General features: G+C 72.7%; 12 protein-coding genes. 6 read left to right on the forward strand and 6 right to left on the reverse strand.

The genetic code is table 11. From position 1 onward, the window contains the following. The first annotated feature begins 19 nt into the window (after window positions 1-19). Window positions 20-829 carry an N-formylglutamate amidohydrolase gene (locus ACFYYJ_RS30650; RefSeq protein ID WP_389137280.1) on the forward strand — a complete coding sequence of 270 codons (810 nt, stop codon included), beginning with the start codon at window positions 20-22 and terminating at the stop codon, window positions 827-829. Window positions 830-888: 59 nt separating this feature from the next. Here the strand turns inward: ACFYYJ_RS30650 and katG are convergent, their stop codons facing one another. From katG to ACFYYJ_RS30680, 6 genes are all read right to left on the reverse strand, one after another. Next, complete coding sequence (gene katG / locus ACFYYJ_RS30655; RefSeq protein WP_389137282.1) at window positions 889-3,078, reverse strand: catalase/peroxidase HPI; 2,190 nt, start codon at window positions 3,076-3,078, stop codon at window positions 889-891. 227 nt (window positions 3,079-3,305) lie between these two features. Beyond that, window positions 3,306-4,868 (reverse strand): mucoidy inhibitor MuiA family protein, encoded by a 1,563-nt coding sequence (locus ACFYYJ_RS30660; protein WP_389137284.1) that lies wholly within the window; start codon window positions 4,866-4,868, stop codon window positions 3,306-3,308. Window positions 4,869-4,876: 8 nt separating this feature from the next. Beyond that, entirely contained in the window at window positions 4,877-6,982 is a 2,106-nt protein-coding gene (locus ACFYYJ_RS30665) for a DUF4139 domain-containing protein (RefSeq protein WP_389137286.1), read from the reverse strand. A 73-nt stretch (window positions 6,983-7,055) separates the two neighbouring features. Continuing rightward, window positions 7,056-7,880 carry a VOC family protein gene (locus ACFYYJ_RS30670; protein ID WP_389137288.1) on the reverse strand — a complete coding sequence of 275 codons (825 nt, stop codon included), beginning with the start codon at window positions 7,878-7,880 and terminating at the stop codon, window positions 7,056-7,058. A gap of 83 nt (window positions 7,881-7,963) precedes the next feature. Beyond that, on the reverse strand, window positions 7,964-9,127 hold the full coding sequence (locus tag ACFYYJ_RS30675; protein WP_389137290.1) for an agmatine deiminase family protein: 1,164 nt from the start codon (window positions 9,125-9,127) through the stop codon (window positions 7,964-7,966). A gap of 246 nt (window positions 9,128-9,373) precedes the next feature. Next, the gene (locus ACFYYJ_RS30680) at window positions 9,374-9,967 is read right to left on the reverse strand and encodes a TetR/AcrR family transcriptional regulator (protein WP_385131239.1); all 594 of its coding nucleotides are present in this window, start codon (window positions 9,965-9,967) and stop codon (window positions 9,374-9,376) included. Window positions 9,968-10,143: 176 nt separating this feature from the next. On the opposite strand from ACFYYJ_RS30680, the gene ACFYYJ_RS30685 reads away from it, so the two are divergent. The 5 genes from ACFYYJ_RS30685 to ACFYYJ_RS30705 all read left to right on the forward strand — a co-directional run bounded on the left by ACFYYJ_RS30685 (window position 10,144) and on the right by ACFYYJ_RS30705 (window position 16,418). Next, window positions 10,144-11,784 carry a serine/threonine-protein kinase gene (locus tag ACFYYJ_RS30685; protein ID WP_389137292.1) on the forward strand — a complete coding sequence of 547 codons (1,641 nt, stop codon included), beginning with the start codon at window positions 10,144-10,146 and terminating at the stop codon, window positions 11,782-11,784. A 54-nt stretch (window positions 11,785-11,838) separates the two neighbouring features. After that, on the forward strand, window positions 11,839-12,417 hold the full coding sequence (locus ACFYYJ_RS30690) for a TetR/AcrR family transcriptional regulator (RefSeq protein ID WP_385131233.1): 579 nt from the start codon (window positions 11,839-11,841) through the stop codon (window positions 12,415-12,417). A gap of 291 nt (window positions 12,418-12,708) precedes the next feature. Next, window positions 12,709-13,452: an urease subunit gamma gene (ureA, locus tag ACFYYJ_RS30695; protein ID WP_389137295.1), complete on the forward strand. Its 744-nt coding sequence runs from the start codon at window positions 12,709-12,711 to the stop codon at window positions 13,450-13,452. Continuing rightward, window positions 13,449-15,197, forward strand: coding sequence for an urease subunit alpha (locus ACFYYJ_RS30700; RefSeq protein ID WP_389137297.1), 1,749 nt, complete (start codon window positions 13,449-13,451; stop codon window positions 15,195-15,197). The genes ureA and ACFYYJ_RS30700 overlap by 4 nt, the downstream gene beginning before the upstream one ends. Before the next feature lie 207 nt (window positions 15,198-15,404). Next, window positions 15,405-16,418 (forward strand): agmatine/peptidylarginine deiminase, encoded by a 1,014-nt coding sequence (locus ACFYYJ_RS30705; protein WP_385131224.1) that lies wholly within the window; start codon window positions 15,405-15,407, stop codon window positions 16,416-16,418. The last annotated feature ends 41 nt before the right edge of the window (window positions 16,419-16,459 follow it).

Genomic DNA, 16,459 nt, shown 5'->3' on the forward strand with positions numbered 1-16,459 from the left:
TCTCACCGAGGAAACGCCCATGAACCACTCGCCCGAGCCCGAGCCCTTCCGACTGCTCGCCGGCGCCGACGCCTCGCCGGTGATCCTGCACGTGCCGCACTCCTCACGGGTGATACCGGAGTCCGCCCGCGCCGACATCGTGCTGGACGACCGGGCCCTCGACTCGGAGCTGGACCACATCACGGACTCCCACACCGCCGACATCGCCGCCGCGGCCGCCGACCGTGCGTCGGTCACGCCGTGGCGGTTCGTCAACGGGCTGTCCCGGCTGGTCATCGACCCCGAGCGGTTCCCCGACGAGCGCGAGGAGATGCTGTCCGTCGGCATGGGAGCGGTGTACACGCGCACCACCCACCGGGAGCGCCTGCGCGCGGGCGGCTTCGACGGCCGGCCGCTGATCGAACGTTGGTTCCACCCGTACGCGGAGGCCATGACGCGGGCCGTGGAGGACCGGCTGGAGGCCGCCGGGCGGGCCGTGATCATCGACGTGCACTCCTACCCCACGCGGGCGCTCCCGTACGAACTCCACGGCGACGGCAGCCGCCCGCCGATCTGCCTGGGCACGGACCGCTTCCACACCCCGACCCGGCTCCTCGCCGCGGCCGAGAAGGCGTTCGCGGGCTTCGGCGGCACGGGGCTCGACAGTCCCTTCGCCGGCACCTACGTGCCGCTGGAGCACTACGGCCGGGACGCCCGGGTCGGTGCGCTGATGATCGAGATCCGCCGCGACGTCTACATGACCGAACCGGGCGGACCCGCCGGCCCCGGCCTGGACGCACTCGCGGCCGCGCTGGCGGAACTCGTCGACGCCGCCGGCCGGGAGGGCTGAGGGCGCCGCCGACACGGCCCGGCCGGCCGGTGGGCAACCGGCCGGCCGGGACGGCGGGCTCAGACGAGGTCGAACCGGTCCAGGTTCATCACCTTGACCCACGCCGCCACGAAGTCACGCACGAACTTCGCGCCGGCGTCGGCGGACGCGTACACCTCCGACAGCGCCCGGAGCTCGGAGTGCGAACCGAAGACGAGGTCGACCGCGGTGGCGGTCCACTTGACCTTGCCCGTGGCGCGGTCCCGGCCCTCGAAGACGTTCTCGTCCGCGGCCGACGCCTTCCACTCCGTACCCATGTCCAGCAGGTTGACGAAGAAGTCGTTGGTCAGCGTCTCCGGCCGGTCGGTGAACACCCCGTGCGCCGACTTCCCGAAACCGGCGTTCAGGGCCCGCATGCCGCCGATGAGGACCGTCATCTCGGGCGCCGTCAGCGTCAACAGGCTGGCCCGGTCCAGCAGGAGCGTCTCCGGCGACAGCTTCTCGCCTGCCCGGAGGTAGTTGCGGAACCCGTCCGCACGGGGCTCCAGCACGGCGAACGACTCCACGTCGGTCTGCTCCTGCGAGGCGTCCGTGCGCCCCGGGGCGAACGGGACCGTGAGCTCGTGCCCGGCGTTCTTCGCCGCCTGCTCGATGGCCACGGACCCGGCCAGCACGATCAGGTCGGCGAGCGAGACCTTCGCCCCGCCGTTCTGCGCGGCGGTGAAGTCCTGCCGGATCCCGTCGAGGACCCGCACCGCCTCGGCCACCTCGGGCCGGGCGTTGACCTCCCAGTCCTTCTGCGGCGCGAGCCGGAGCCGCGCCCCGTTCGCCCCGCCCCGGTTGTCGGTGCCGCGGAAGCTCGCCGCCGACGCCCAGGCGGTCGCGACCAGTTGGGAGACGGTCAGCCCCGAGTCCAGGATCCGGGCCTTGAGGTCGGCGAGCTCCCGCTCCCCGACCAGCGGGTGATCGACCGCGGGGACCGGGTCCTGCCACAGCTGCGCTTCGGGGATCCACGGGCCGAGGTAGCGCGAGAGGGGGCCCATGTCGCGGTGCAGCAGCTTGTACCAGGCCTTGGCGAACGCGTCCGCGAGCCGGTCCGGGTTCTCGTGGAAGCCCTTCGCGATCGGCCCGTAGATCGGATCCAGCTTCAGCGAGAGGTCCGTCGTCAGCATCATGGGGGCGTGCCGCTTCGACGGGTCGTGGGCGTCGGGCACCGTGCCCCGGGCCGAGGCATCGGTGGGGGTCCACTGGTGCGCACCGGCCGGGCTCGTCGTCAGCTCCCAGTCGTACGTGAACAGGTTGTCCAGGTAGCCGTTGTCCCACTTCGTCGGCTCCGTGGTCCAGGCGCCCTCGAGCCCGCTGGTGATCGTGTCGACGCCCACGCCGCTGCCCTGGCTGTTCCTCCAGCCGAGGCCCTGCTGCTCGACGGGGCAGGCCTCGGGCTCCGGACCGACGTACTCGGGGGAGACCGCTCCGTGGCACTTGCCGAAGGTGTGGCCCCCGACGATGAGCGCGACCGTCTCCTCGTCGTTCATCGCCATGCGCCCGAACGTCTCCCGGATGTCCCGGGCGGCCGCGATCGGATCCGGGTTCCCGTTGGGGCCTTCCGGGTTCACGTAGATCAGGCCCATCTGCACGGCGCCGAACGGGCCGGTCAGCTCCCGGTCGCCGGTGTAGCGCTCGTCTCCGAGCCAGGTGTCCTCGGACCCCCAGAAGATCTCCTCGGCCTCCCAGATGTCCGGGCGTCCGAAGCCGAACCCGAAGGTCTTGAACCCCATCGACTCCATGGCGCAGTTGCCCGCGAACACCAGAAGATCCGCCCATGAGATCTTCTGCCCGTACTTCTGCTTGACGGGCCACAGCAGACGGCGCGCCTTGTCGAGGCTCGCATTGTCCGGCCAGCTGTTCAGGGGGGCGAAACGCTGGGCGCCGGAGCCGCCGCCGCCCCGGCCGTCGGCGATTCGGTACGTTCCCGCGGCGTGCCAGCTCATCCGGATGAAGAGCGGCCCGTAGTGACCGTAATCGGCGGGCCACCATTCCTGTGAATCCGTCATCACCGCGATGACGTCCCGCTTCAGGGCGTCGACGTCCAGGGTGGCGAATTCCTTGGCGTAGTCGAAGTCCTCGCCCAAGGGATTGGACTGGGGTGACTGCTGGTGGAGGACCTGGAGGTCCAGCTGGTTCGGCCACCAGTCCCGGTTCGTCCTCGGGGGAGTCGGGGTGGGGGTCGGGGAGGAAATTGCGGGGTTCTCGCTTTCGCTGCCGGACACGTCCGTCCTTCTTCCTGTCGCGCTGTTCCATCTGTCGGTTCGGCGTGCGTATGGTCGCGCACCGCAGACCTCACCGCCACGAGAACACGCAGGGCGTCGCGTCCGGCAATCAGCCGAAGTCCATTCGGGTGATGCGGGGAAAATCCGATGGTCTTTTCATGGGAATGCGAGGGGCTTTCCACGAGCCCGAAAGGGTGAACGGGAACGAGCAATCCGGCTCGGACGGCTCAGAGCCCGGCGACCTTCGAGCTCGCCGACAGCTCGTACACGAGGGTGACCGTGCGGCGCCCGCCGGGAGGCAGGGAGACGTCCCAACGGGCGATGCCCTCGGCGTCCACCGCCTCGGGTGCCGGGGAACAGGCGTCCTTCCTCAGACGTACCTCCACCGCCGAGACCTCGGACACCGGGATCCGCTCCCGGAGCACGACGACCTGGTCCCCGCGCTCCCCGGGGGCGGAGAACCGGGACAGGTGCAGCCTGACCGTGCGGGTGACCACGGTCCGCTGCATGATCCCGGCGGTGTCGCGGGACTCCTCGGTCTCCCGGACCACGCCGTGGTCGTCGCAGCTGCCGAACGCGAGCTCCACGGGCGCGCCCGGCGCCGTGAAGTCCAGCGTGCCCCGGCCGCTGAACCCGCTGCCGCGGACCAGGTCCACGGGCCCGGCGAGCAGCGCGTGCCCGGACAGGTTGTCGAACCGCACCACCTGCGTGACCAGCGGCGACAGCTCGGGCGAGCAGGCGTACTCGCTGCTCGCGGGCGTGGTGAAGACGGAGAGCGGCACCCGGTGGGCGCGGCCGTCCCCGGGCACGGAGACCGGGACGGGGGAGCTCAGCACCCGTGCCTCGCCGCCGTCGTCCACGCCGGGCAGGCCGAGCACGGCGGCCGGGCCGAGGTCCCCGATCTCCTCCTCGCGCAGTTCGACGTCGACCGTGCGGCGCTCCGCCGCGGTGCGGTCCTTGAGCGTCAGGACGTCCTCGCCCAGCCGCGGCGGATCGCCCGCCAGTGCCGAGCGGGCGGTCGACAGCGTCAGCCGTACGTCCGACCAGTCCTCGCCGGTGCGCTGCCAGACCACCGCGTCGGTCTCCAGCGTCAGCGCGTCCCCCTCCAGCACGGCCCGGTAGGAGGGCCGCCACAGCGCGCACGGGGTCAGGTGGCCCAGGCGCAGCCCGACCGGTCCGGCCTCCGCGGCCTCCACGGTCAGCTCGACGTGGCCGACCAGCTCGGTGGGCTCCTCCTCGGAGAGCTGCACGGCCCTCCGGATCTCGCCGAGTTCGACGGCCAGCGCGGCCAGCCGGGCCTCCACGACGCGCAGCCGCTCCGCCTGGGTGTCGCGCTCCTCGTCCACCCGATCCAGTTCACCGGACCAGCGGGAGGGTTCGGACTCCCCGGAGCCGGCGCCCTCGCCGATCTCGCGCAGCAGGTCGGTGGCGAGGCGGTCCAGCAGGCCCTGGCGGGTGAGCAGCCGGTCGCGCCGCCGCTCCAGGGCCGTCCGCTCCTCCTTGAGGGCGTGTTCGCGATGGCGCAGGACGGAGTCGTCCTCGGCGGACGGCAGCGGCCCGCGCGGCGTCCAGCTGCGGACGATCCGTACGTCGAGGACGGTCGCCGGGTGTTCGGCGGTCAGCTCGGCGTGCAGCGTCCGGTCGACGGCCAGCGCGCTGACCGGGCCCAGGCGCAGCCGCTGGACGCCCGCCTCCAGATCGAGCACGGTGCTGCGCTCGACGTGGGCACGGTCCTCGAGGCACGTGACGGCGGTGACGGGAAGGGGGATCGGCTTCGGGACCGTGGACATGGCGGTGGTCAGCTCCTGCGGTTGCCGCCGACCAGGGCCTTGCCGGTCGGGATGCGGATCTCGTAGCCGCCGTCGAGGGCGGCGGTGGCGCCGGCGGGGAGGTCGAGGCGCCAGACGCGGGTGCCCGGGGTGTGGTGCTCGGGCCCCTCTCCCTCCACCGGTGTCGTCCAGTCGGACCGTTCCTCGATCCGGACGTCCGGTTCGGAGGTGACCGGCACCCGCTCGCGGACCTCGACGGTGACGGGCACCGCGAGCCGGTTGGCCAGCTCCACGTGGACACGGTGGTCGAGCACGGTGGTGTTGCCCCGAAGGCCCGCGGTCGACTCGTTCAGGTTCGTGCGGCGGGTGACCCGGACTCCCTCGGCGGGCCCGAGCCCCACCCGGCGGACGCCGCCGGGCGCGAGCGTGGGCAGCGAGGCGGTCAGCAGGAAGTCGTCGTCGACGACGACCTCCACCGGACCGGCCAGCAGCGCCTGGTCGGTGGCGTTGGACAGCACCAGCGTCGCGTACACGGTCTCCTCCACGGACGGGACGCAGAGGTACTCGGTGCGCAGACCGACCGGGATCTCGCCGACGGTGACGGTGTGCCAGGTGCCGTCCGACGGGATGTCGGCGCGGGCGGCGGCGTCGAAGCGGTGGTCGAAGGACCCGGCCGATACGCGGGGCCGCACCGCCCGCCCGGGCAGCGGGAGCGAGGCCACCGCCTCGGCCCGGCGGCGGCACTCGTCCGTCACCGGGTCGGAGGCCGGGCCGGGGAACAGCCGGCCCCGGCGGGAGCCCGGCTCCTCGGGGCCGGACAGGACGAGGGAGGCGTAGTCGAGCTCGGCGCCGCTAGGCCGCGGCGGACCGGACACCGGCTCCGGAGCCGGGGCGGGCGGCGGCGCGGCCATGCCGGGCGCCGCGGGAGCAGCGGGCGGCACGGGAGCACCGGGCGCCGCGGGCACGGGCGGCGCCGTACGCGCCGGGCGCCCGGCGAACCCCATGCCGCCGCCACGTGGCCGGCCGGCCGAGCGCGGGGCGCCGGGGCGCGGGGCGGACTGGGCGGCGAAGTCGGGCATCGCGCCGCCGGCGGCACCGGGCACGAGGGTGGCGGGGCCGGCGCCGTAGGCCTGCGGGACCGGCGCCGACGCCGGTGCGGGCACGGGCGGCGGCGGAGGGGGCGGTGGAACGGGAGCCGTGGCCGTGCGCGGGCGGGGGCCGGCGGCCTGGTACGCGGTGAACAGGTCGGCGAGCCCCGCGGGCGGTTCACGCCAGCCGGAAGGCGCGGGAGCGGGCTGACGGCGCCCGATCCGGATCGACCGGAGCCTCGGCAGATCCGTGCGGCGCCGCAGGTCGGCGGTGGCCAGGGCGACGCGGACGCCGGTCCAGTCCTCGCCGGTCCGCTGGGCGACCGAGGCGCGGAGCACCAGACGGCCCGTCCCGTCGCCCTGACGGTGGGTGAGACGGTAGGCCGGGACCCAGACGGCGCCCGGCACCCCGTACTCGACCTCGACCTCGACCTCGGAATCGGAGGCGCCGTCGAAGGTCAGGACCGCGCAGACCGTGGTCTCCACGTGCGCCGCCGGGGCGTCGGTGGAGGCCCGGGAGAGCCGGTCGGTGGCGACGGCGAGCTCGTGCCCGAGGTCGCGCAGCGCCTCCTCCAGCTCGACGAGGCGACGGTGCAGCCCCTCCAGCCGTTCGTCGACGAAGTCGGCGAACTCCAGCCAGGTGTCCACCGGGGTGCGCCGGTGCGGGTCCTCGGGCTCGCGGGCGGGCGGGACCGGGTGGAGGCGCGTGACCTCCTCGATACGGCTCAACTGCCGGTCCCTGCGCCCCTGCGCCGCCGCGTGCTCGTCGCGCAGCCGCTCGACCTCGCGCCGCAACCCGTCGGGCGTGGCCGTACCGAGCGGCCCGGCCTCCACTTCCACCCGGGCCTCGGTGACGCGCACTCCCGGGGCACCCAGGACGCGGGCCCGCAGCGAGCCCGGGTCCAGGGAGCGGGGCAGTCCCGTCACCCGTACCCGGCCGTCAGCGGGCACGGTGCCCCGCGCCAGGCGGCGGCAGAGCGCCCCCTGCGCGTACACCACGACCGAATCGAGGGTCGCCCCCCACCTCTGCTCTGCCTCCGCAGCCATGCGCTCCGCCCCCCACCGCGTCCATGCCGATCGAAGCCTACGCCCGATCGGGTGGGGGTACGGCCCAGGCGGTCTAACTCCCCGTGGGGGTGAGCAGGACGAAGTCGGCGTTCGACGGGTCGAGGCAGACGGCCATCCGGCCGACGCCCTCGGCGTCCACGGGCCCCATCTGCACGCTGCCGCCGTTCCCGGTGACCTCGGCGACGGCGGCGTCGCAGTCGGTGACGTTGAAGACCGGGTGCCAGTACGGCCGTCCGCCCGCCAGTGAGAGGTGTTCCGCGGGCAGTTGCAGAAGACCGCCCTGCATCCGCTCCTGGGGGAGTCCGGCCGGGGTGATGAGGGTGTACGTGCCTTCGCCGCCCGGCATCGCCATGTCGCTGAACTGCCAGCCGAGGACACCGCCGTAGAACTCCTGCGCGCCCGCCGCATCGCTCGTGTACAGCTCCGTCCAGGACAGCGAGCCCGGCTCGTCCACGAGTTCGACGCCGCTGTCCTTACCGGGCTGCCACACGGCGAACTGACCCCCCGCCGGGTCGTCGTACTGCGCCATCCGGCCCCATTCGCCGAGGTCCCTCGGCGCCACCCGGACCTTCCCGCCCGCGCGTTCGACGAGCCGGGTCGTGGCGTCCGCGTCGCTGACGCTGTAGTAGATCATCCAGGCCGAGCGCGCGCCCTCCTCGGTGAGCTTGCCGAGCCCGGCGACGAGCTTGCCGTCCTTCCGGAACATCCCGCCTTCCATGTCGCCATCGCCGTCCGCGTCCCCTCCCTCGCCCGTCCCGCCCATGGGCTCGTACTCCCATCCGAGTACGGCGCCGTAGAAGGCCGCGGTGGCACGGACGTCGGGAGCGCCCAGGTCGAGCCAGCAGGGGGATCCGGGGACGAAGTCGGTGGTGATCATGGCGCTTGCCTTTCGGGATCGAGTACGACCCCAGCCTGGCACCGGACCCGGCCGCCCGCCCGTCGATGGACCGGGGCGCTCCGTCAGTCGGCCGGCTTGCCGGGCTGCTCGTGGGTGGAGCAGTGGATGCCGCCGCCGCCCGAGGCGATGGTGTCGATCTTCACCGGCACGATGTCCCGCTTGGGGAAGTGCTCCTGGAGGATCCCCCGCGCCCGGTCGTCGGCCTTCGCGTCGCCGAAGCGGGGCATGAACACCGAGCCGTTGGCGACGTAGAAGTTGGCGTAGGTCGACACGAAGTCGTCGCCGTGGCCCGTGATCTTGTCCAGGTCGGGCTGCGGCAGGTCGACGATCCGCAGACGGCGCCCGCGGGCGTCGGCCGCCTTGGAGAGGACGGACCTCGCCTGGTCGGAGGAGCGGGACCAGGAATCCGGGGGCGAGCCCGGGAAGGCCTTGTCCAGGAGGACGACGCCCGGGGCCGCGAACCGCACGAGGCTGTCGACGTGCGCGTCGGTGATGTCCTCGCCGCGCACGCCGGCCAGCCAGATCACCTTCTGGACGCCGAGGGTCTGCTTGAGCTCGGCCTCGATCTGGTCCCGGCTCTTGCCGGGGTTGCGGTTGTCGTTGACGATCGAGCTCTCCGTGATCAGGAGGGTGCCCTCGCCGTCCGTCTCGAAGGAGCCCCCCTCGGCGACCAGCGGCGCCTGGATGCGCGGGATCTTGTACTTCTCCAGCAGCTTGCGGCCGACCTGGGCGTCGTTCGTGTGCTCCTGCTTGTTGCCCCAGCCGTTGAAGTTGAAGTCGACGCCGGCCAGTTTGCCGCCGTCCTCGATGAACACGGGGACGGTGTCACGGGCCCACAGGTCGTCGACCTCCATGGGGATGACCTCGACGCCGGAGCCGCACGCCTTCTGGGCCGCGGCCTGCTGGTCGGGCCTGGCCATCATCACGACGTACTCGTACTGCGCGATGGCGCGCGCCACGCGGGCGATGTCCTCCCGTACGTAGGGCAGGTCCTGCTCCCATACGGAGGCCAGCGCGGGCCAGGACATGAAGGTGCGCGTGTGGCTCTCCCACTCGGCGCCCAGATGCCGGGGGCCGGTCGGCGCGGGGGCCTGGCCGGAAGGGGTGGCCTTGGTGCCGGGCTGTCCCGTTTCGCCGGGGCCGCACGCCGAGGCGCCGAGGGCGAACGCGCCGACGCCGGCGAAGGTGCGGAGGGCCGCACGGCGGGATGCAGAGAACGCGGACACGGTTGACTCCGATCGTGAACTGGCGGGATGAAGTTAGCCGTGGATGCCGGGCATCGCGGGGACGCGTGGCGCAGGGACGACGATCGGGGCCTGCTTGGAGCAGAGCGCGTCAGCTTCACCGTACGTGGGGTCGGTCCGCCAGGGCGGGGTGAGCCGCCATGTCGCCACTCTGACACTGACTGAACTTTCAGTCAATTTGCTGGGCGCGTGACGTGGGGAGAGGGCAGGGCCAGGTGGGCGGGGCGGTCAGTTCCCGCCCAGCCGGCGCAGGTGTCCCAGCTCCACATCGACGGCGTCGAGCATCAGCTCCCGGGCGTGCGCCACCTGCAGCACGCCGCTGAGCCAGCGCATGCTGAGCCCTTCCAGCAGTGCCGTCAGCCGCTCTGCGGAGGCCGTGAGCGCGGGGGCGGGCGTCAGCGGCTGCGCGCACGCGAGCAGGTAGGCGACCTCCTGGACCCAGCTCAGGCCGGCCTTGGCCAGGTCCTCCCGCAGCTCGGGCTCGAAGATCGCGCTGGCGCGCAGTTCGCCCCAGGCCGTGCTGTTCTCGCGTACCGCGGCCTCGTCCTGGAACTCCAACAGGAGCGACTGCTCCAAGGCCTCGCGCGGGTTCTCCGGGAAGGCGTCCGTGTCGTCGAGGCTGCCCGTGTATCGTTCCGCGCGGTCGTTGATGAACTCCAGGGTGCGGCGGAGAATGCCTGCCCGGTCCTTGAAGTGGTAGTAGACGAGCGCCGTGGACACCCCGGCTTCGGCCGCGAGTTCCTCCACCCGCAGCCCGCGGACCCCCCGCCGGGCTATGAGCCGGGCGGCCGCTTCCAAGATTGCCGTTCTGCGGTCCGTCACTGCCTGATCCCCTCCTCACGGTCTCGGCCATCATCGTCTCACATTGACTGAATCTTTAGTTAGCGGCACGATGCGGGGGCAGTCGGCTTCGCCCTGCTCGGTGCCGGTCGGGTCCGTGGAGGCACCGGGGCGGGCCGCGTCCTGCGCTTCGTACATATCGCCGAAAGAGCCACCGCATGTCCGCTCAGCTTCCCGGTGTGCAACACGCCCACAAGGCACTGTCCGCCGACGACCCCCACGAGATCGGCGGCTACCGCCTCCACGCCCGGCTGGGCTCCGGCGGCATGGGGGTGGTCTACCTCGCCTACACCCCGGGAGGCCGCCCGATCGCCCTGAAGGCGGTGCGCGCGGACTTCGCCGGAGACCCGGAGTTCCGCCGGCGCTTCGCCCAGGAGGTCGCGAGCGCGCAGCGCATCCACGGCCTGTTCACCGCCCAGGTGGTCGATTCGGGCGTGGACGCCCCCACCCCGTGGCTGGCCACCGCCTACGTGCCGGGCCCGACGCTGCACGAGGTGGTGCAGCGGTACGGTCCGCTGCCGGTGCGCACGGTGTTGCTGCTGGTGGCGGGTATCGCCGAGGCGTTGCAGGCGATCCACCGGGCCGGGGTGGTCCACCGGGACCTCAAGCCCGCCAACGTGCTGCTCGCCGAGGACGGTCCGCGCGTGATCGACTTCGGGATCGCGCGGGCCGCCGACGCCACCGCGCTGACCGGCGTGGGACTGCGGATCGGCACCGCCGCGTTCATGGCACCGGAGCAGGCGATGGGCCTCCAGGTCACCCCGGCGAGCGACGTCTTCGCGCTCGGTTCGCTGGCGGCGTTCGTGGCCGGGGGAGTGCCCCCGTTCGGAGCCGGAGCGGAGTCGGCCGCCCTCTACAAGGTGGTCCACGAGCAGCCCGACCTCGGCAGGGTGCCGCACGACCTGCGAGAGCTCCTGTCGTGGTGCCTGGCCAAGCGGCCCGAGGGCCGCCCCACGCCGGACGAGCTGATCGCCGCCGTACAGGCGCACCCCTTGGTGGGCCACCGCCTGGAGTTCACCGACGGCTGGCTCCCGCACCAGGTCGGCAGCGAGATATGGGGGAGCGCCCGACAGCCCGCCCCCGGCCCCGCCCCGAGCGCAGGCCCCGGCCCGGTCCCCACTCCCACCCACCACCAGCAGACGGTCGCCGCGCCCGCGGCCCCGTCCGCGCACCCCGCGGCCGGCGCCCTGCCGGATCGGCCCGCCCCCCGCCGGGCCCGGCGGGGTGGGCGCCGGCTGCCGGTCACCGCGCTGGCCGCGGCCTCCGTACTGGTACTGGGCGGCGCCGCGGTCTACTACCTGGACACCCCGGAGGAGCCGGAGGTCGAGGCCCCCGCCGCCTCCGCCGGCCACACGTCGCCGCCCATCTCCACGCCGGTCACCCCCTCGCCCTCGGCCCCCTCCTCCGCCCCGTCGTCGTCGGCCGGCTTCAAGGCGGGCTACGCCAACGCCGAACTGACGTCTCCGGACGTGGCCTACGAATTCGACCTCAAGGCGGGGAAGGTGGTCCCGGCGGAGAGCGCCGCCTGGTACCTGGCCCGCACCCAGACGGAGTTCGTCGCCCCCGATGACAGCGACGCCTTCATCGCGGCCGGGAACGACCTGAGTCCCGCCGACTGCGCACGGGGAGTCGAGACCCAGCCGGTTACCACGATCGCGTTCAGCGCCCTCGGCGGCGGGCGGCCCTTCTGCATCCGCAGCGCCGACCAGAAGGAGATCGCCGTCGTGCGCCTCGTCTCGGCCGCGCCGGGCGGCGGGCCCGTCACGGTGGTGGTGAGTCACCACAGGCGAACGGGGTGACCGACCACGACACCCGTTGCCCGTGGCCCCGAACAGCCGGGTAAGGTTCGGCGCATGGCCCGACGCACATCCATTCTCGAAGCGGCCGCCCGGGTGATTGCCAGGAGCGGTGTCCGTGGCCTGCGCGTGGAGGAAGTGGCCGCCGAAGCGGGCGTGTCCACCTCGCTGCTCTACTACCACTTCAAGGACCGCACCGGGCTCCTGCGCTCGACGCTGGAGTTCATCAACGACCGGGCCGAGCGCTACACCGCGGAACGCGACGATGACGCGGAACCGCTCGGCCCCCGCGAGGAACTCGTCGAGACCCTCCTCCTGGAGCTCCAGGACGGCGCGGAGGTCAGGGAGAACAGCACCGCCTGGGGCGAGCTGCGGGCGAGCGCCGTCTTCGACGAGGTGCTGCGCGAGGACCTGGCCAGGGCGACCCTGGTATGGGTCCAGGAAGTGGCGGCCCTCCTGGGCCAGGTGGAACCCATGGCCCCGGCGGCGGCCCTGGCCGCGGCCGGTGAGCGGCTCACCGCCCTCCTGGAAGGTCTGAGCATGCGCTGGCTGAGCGGCGGGCTCCAGATCACGCACGCACGCGCGCTGATGGAAGGCGCCATCGACGTCGAGCTGGAGCGACTGCGCCGGAAGTAGTCCCGCGCCCTCCCCGCCCGCCCTCGAAGGGGGCGGGGCCGTCGCCCCGTGCGTCCGTACTCCCTGATCCTGCGCGCTTCTGCGCCTTTCGTCCCGCGCGTCGTGATCCGAACGTGTTGCCTTCCGTACACCTCGCGTATTGACTGATTTTTCAGTCAGTGACAGCATCGCACCTGATGCGAGCCGCGGCCGTGCAGCCGCCGGGCCGCAGTGAACCCCTCGTTGCCCCTGCCCCGTGACGATCCCGCGGCGGCGGCCCCCTGCCCACCTTCCGGAGGAAGGAATGAACCCATGGCACTGACCCCCACCGAGCGTGACCGGCTCCTGCTGTTCACCGCTGCCGAGCTCGCCCGGTCCCGCCATGCCCGAGGGCTTCGCCTGAACGTCCCCGAAGCGACCGCGCTCATCGCGGACACGGTCTGCGAGGCCGCCCGCGACGGTCTGCGCCTCGCCGACGCGATCGCCCGGGGCCGGGGCGTGCTGGGCCCGGACGACGTGCTGCCAGGCGTCGCCGACGTGGTCACCGAGATCATGGTCGAGGCCGTCTTCGACGACGGCACGCGGCTGGCCGTGATCAGCTCCCCGTTCGGGGACGTGCCCTGGGACGCCGCCGCTCCCGGCGCCGTCATACCGGGCTCGGACACCGTGGAAGGGCCCCGGCCCTCGATCGTCCTCACCGTGCGCAACACCGCCGAGGTGCCGGTGAGCGTGACCTCCCACTTCCACTTCTTCGAGGCCAACCCCCGCCTCGACTTCGACCGCGCCGCCGCCTACGGGATGCGCCTGGCCGTACCGGCGGGGTCCTCGAGCCGCTTCGATCCCGGCCAGACCGCCGAGGTCGAGCTGCTGCCGATCGGCGGCGACCGGATCGCCATCGGTTTCGCGGGGCTGGTGGACGGCCCCCTGGACGCGCCCGGGGCCAAGGAGCTCGCGCTGAGCAGGGCCGCGGCGTGCGGGTACCTCGGCGCCGATGCCCCTGGCAGCCCCGCCGGCCGGGCCACCGGCACCGACAGCCCGGAAGGAACCCCGGCATGAGCCGTCAGACCCGCCACAGCGACCACTGCGCACCCGGCAGCCGCCACATCGACCCCCACGAGTACGCCACCGTGCACGGCCCCCGCGCCGGGGACCGGGTGCGGCTCGGAGACTCCGGACTCACCGTCCGGGTGGAGTCCGACGCGCAGAAGCCCGGGGACGAGTTCCTGGCCGGCTTCGGCAAGACCGCCCGTGACGGCCTGCACCTGAAGGCCGCCGCGGTCCGCGAGACCTGCGACGTGGTCATCACCAACGTGCTGGTGATCGACGCGGTCCTGGGCATCCGGAAGGTCTCCATCGGCATCCGCGAGGGCCGGATCCACGCGATCGGCCGGGCCGGCAACCCCGACACCCTCGACGGCGTCGACGTCGTGGTCGGCACGGGCACCACGATGGTCTCCGGAGAGGGCCTGATCGCGACGGCCGGCGCCGTCGACACCCACGTGCACCTGCTCTCGCCGCGGATCATGGAGGCCTCGCTCGCCTCCGGCGTCACCACGATCATCGGCCAGGAGATCGGGCCGACGTGGGGGGTCGGCGTCAACTCCCCGTGGGCGCTCAAGCACGGGTTCAGCGCCTTCGACGCCTGGCCCGTCAACATCGGCTTCCTGGCCCGCGGCTCCTCCTCCGACGAGGCGCCGCTGGTCGAGGCGCTCGCCGAGGGCGGTGCCTGCGGGTTCAAGGTCCACGAGGACATGGGCGCCCACACCCGGGCCCTGGACACCGCGTTGCGGGTGGCCGAGGAGCACGACGTACAGGTCGCCCTGCACAGCGACGGCCTGAACGAGTGCCTCACGGTGGAGGACACCCTGCGGGTGCTGGAGGGCCGCACGATCCACGCCTTCCACATCGAGGGCTGCGGCGGGGGACACGTCCCGAACGTGCTGAAGATGGCGGGCGTGCCGAACGTCATCGGCTCCTCCACCAATCCCACCCTGCCCTTCGGTCGGGACGCCATCGACGAGCACTACGGGATGATCGTCTCGGTTCACGCGCTGAAGCCGGACCTGCCCGGCGACGCGGCCATGGCCCGGGACCGGATCCGTGCGGGCACCATGGGCGCCGAAGGCGTCCTGCACGACCTGGGCGCGATCGGCATCACCTCCTCCGACGCCCAGGGCATGGGGCGGGCCGGTGAGACCGTACGCCGCACCTTCGCCATGGCCGCCAAGATGAAAGCCGAGCTGGGGCCCCTGGAGGGCGACGGCGAGGGCGACGACAACGCCCGCGTGCTGCGCTACGTCGCGAAGCTCACGATCAACCCGGCCATCGCCCACGGCCTGGCCCACGAGATCGGCTCCATCGAGGTCGGCAAGATGGCCGACATCGTGCTCTGGCGCCCGCCCTTCTTCGGCGCCAAGCCGCAGATGGTGCTCAAGTCGGGCTTCCCGGCGTACGGGGTCACCGGCGACCCGAACGCGGCCACGGACTGCTGCGAGCCCCTCGTGCTCGGCCCGCTGTTCGGCGGCCACGGAGCGGCCCCCGCGGACCTGTCGGTGGCCTTCGTCAGCCGCGCCGCGGCCGAGGCGGGCTCACCCCGCAGCCCGTACGACGCGATGAAGACCCGCCGTCGCCGGGTGGCCGTGAAGGGCACGCGGGGCATCGGCCCCGCGGACCTGGTCGACAACGCCCGCCTGGGCGAGGTCCACGTGGACCCGCGCAGCGGGCTGGTGACGCTCGACGGGACCCCTCTGCGCTCGGAGCCGGCCCAGGAGGTCCCCCTGAGCCGCCTGTACTTCCTGTGACCGGCCGACCTGTCCGGCCCATGTCCTGGACAAAGATCTGACAGGAATTTCAGAATCCTGTTGGTTGTGCCGTCCAGGCTCTTGACTGAATTTTCAGTCGAGAGGAAGATTCCAACCACCGCGTACCAGCCTCTGGCTCGAATTGGCCCAGCGCCACACCGACTGCCGCTGACCGGTACTTCTGGCGAGAAAGAAGAGAGACACGAGATGACTGCCTTCCGTATGCCCGCCGAGTGGTCCTCCCACGACGGGTGCCTGATGGCATGGCCCACCCGCACGGACCTCTGGGGCAGCGTGCTGGACGACGTCAAGGAGGAGTACGCGAACGTCGCCCGCGCCATCTCCGAGTTCGAGCCGGTGACGATGGTCGCCCCGCCCGGCTTCGGCGACGACGCCCGCACCGTCTGCGGCCCGGACGTCACCGTCATCGAGATGCCGCTGGACGACTCCTGGTTCCGCGACTCCGCCCCGCTGTTCGTGCTCGACGGCGACGGCCGGCGCGCGGGCGTGGACTTCCGGTTCAACGCCTGGGGCGGCAAGCACCACCCGTTCGACTCCGACGACCGGATCAGCGGACTGCTCCTGGAGCACCTCGGCGTCGAGCGCATCCACTCCGACATGATCCTGGAGGGCGGCGCGATCACGGTCGACGGCGAGGGCACGCTGATCACCACCGAGCAGTGCCTGCTCCACCCGAACCGCAACCCGGACATGAACCGGGATGAGATCGAAGCCGAACTGAAATCCCGCCTGGGCGTCGACAAGGTTATCTGGCTTCCGTACGGCGGCCTCCTCGACGAGGAGACCAACGGTCACGTCGACGGCGTCTGTGCCTACGCGGCCCCCGGCAAGGTGGTCATCTCCCTGCCCGACGACCCCGCGCACCCCGACTACGCCCGGATGCGCGCGAACCGCGCGGTGCTGGAAGCCAGCACCGACGCGCAGGGCCGCAGCCTGGAGATCGTCGAGGTCACGCAGTCGGCCTTCGCCGACCTCGCCGGCGGCGAGATCGAGGTGTCGTACCTCAACTACTACGTGGCCAACGACGGCGTCGTCGTCCCGGTGGCGGGCCTGCCCCAGGACGAGGAGGCCATGGCCGTGATCGCGTCGGCGTACCCGGGCCGCAAGGTCGTCGGAGTACGGGCGCTCGCGATCGCCTTCGGCGGCGGCGGGGTCCACTGCATCACGCAGCAGGTCCCCTCGGTGCGCGCCGACGGCTGACACCCGCAGACCGACCGCTCCTGACGGGCCGGCCCCGCGGC

Origin of the sequence: Streptomyces sp. NPDC002467, assembly GCF_042889825.1 — a bacterium.
In the GTDB taxonomy this organism is placed as follows: domain Bacteria; phylum Actinomycetota; class Actinomycetes; order Streptomycetales; family Streptomycetaceae; genus Streptomyces.

Bases quoted from the DNA above. Each gene is read 5' to 3' on its own strand.
- ACFYYJ_RS30705 (WP_385131224.1), top strand. From the start codon at position 15,405: ATGACTGCCTTCCGTATGCCCGCCGAGTGGTCCTCCCACGACGGGTGC.
- ureA (WP_389137295.1), top strand. From the start codon at position 12,709: ATGGCACTGACCCCCACCGAGCGTGACCGGCTCCTGCTGTTCACCGCT.
- ACFYYJ_RS30665 (WP_389137286.1), bottom strand. From the start codon at position 6,982: ATGGCTGCGGAGGCAGAGCAGAGGTGGGGGGCGACCCTCGATTCGGTC.
- ACFYYJ_RS30650 (WP_389137280.1), top strand. From the start codon at position 20: ATGAACCACTCGCCCGAGCCCGAGCCCTTCCGACTGCTCGCCGGCGCC.
- ACFYYJ_RS30685 (WP_389137292.1), top strand. From the start codon at position 10,144: ATGTCCGCTCAGCTTCCCGGTGTGCAACACGCCCACAAGGCACTGTCC.
- ACFYYJ_RS30660 (WP_389137284.1), bottom strand. From the start codon at position 4,868: ATGTCCACGGTCCCGAAGCCGATCCCCCTTCCCGTCACCGCCGTCACG.
- ACFYYJ_RS30690 (WP_385131233.1), top strand. From the start codon at position 11,839: ATGGCCCGACGCACATCCATTCTCGAAGCGGCCGCCCGGGTGATTGCC.
- ACFYYJ_RS30700 (WP_389137297.1), top strand. From the start codon at position 13,449: ATGAGCCGTCAGACCCGCCACAGCGACCACTGCGCACCCGGCAGCCGC.
- ACFYYJ_RS30670 (WP_389137288.1), bottom strand. From the start codon at position 7,880: ATGATCACCACCGACTTCGTCCCCGGATCCCCCTGCTGGCTCGACCTG.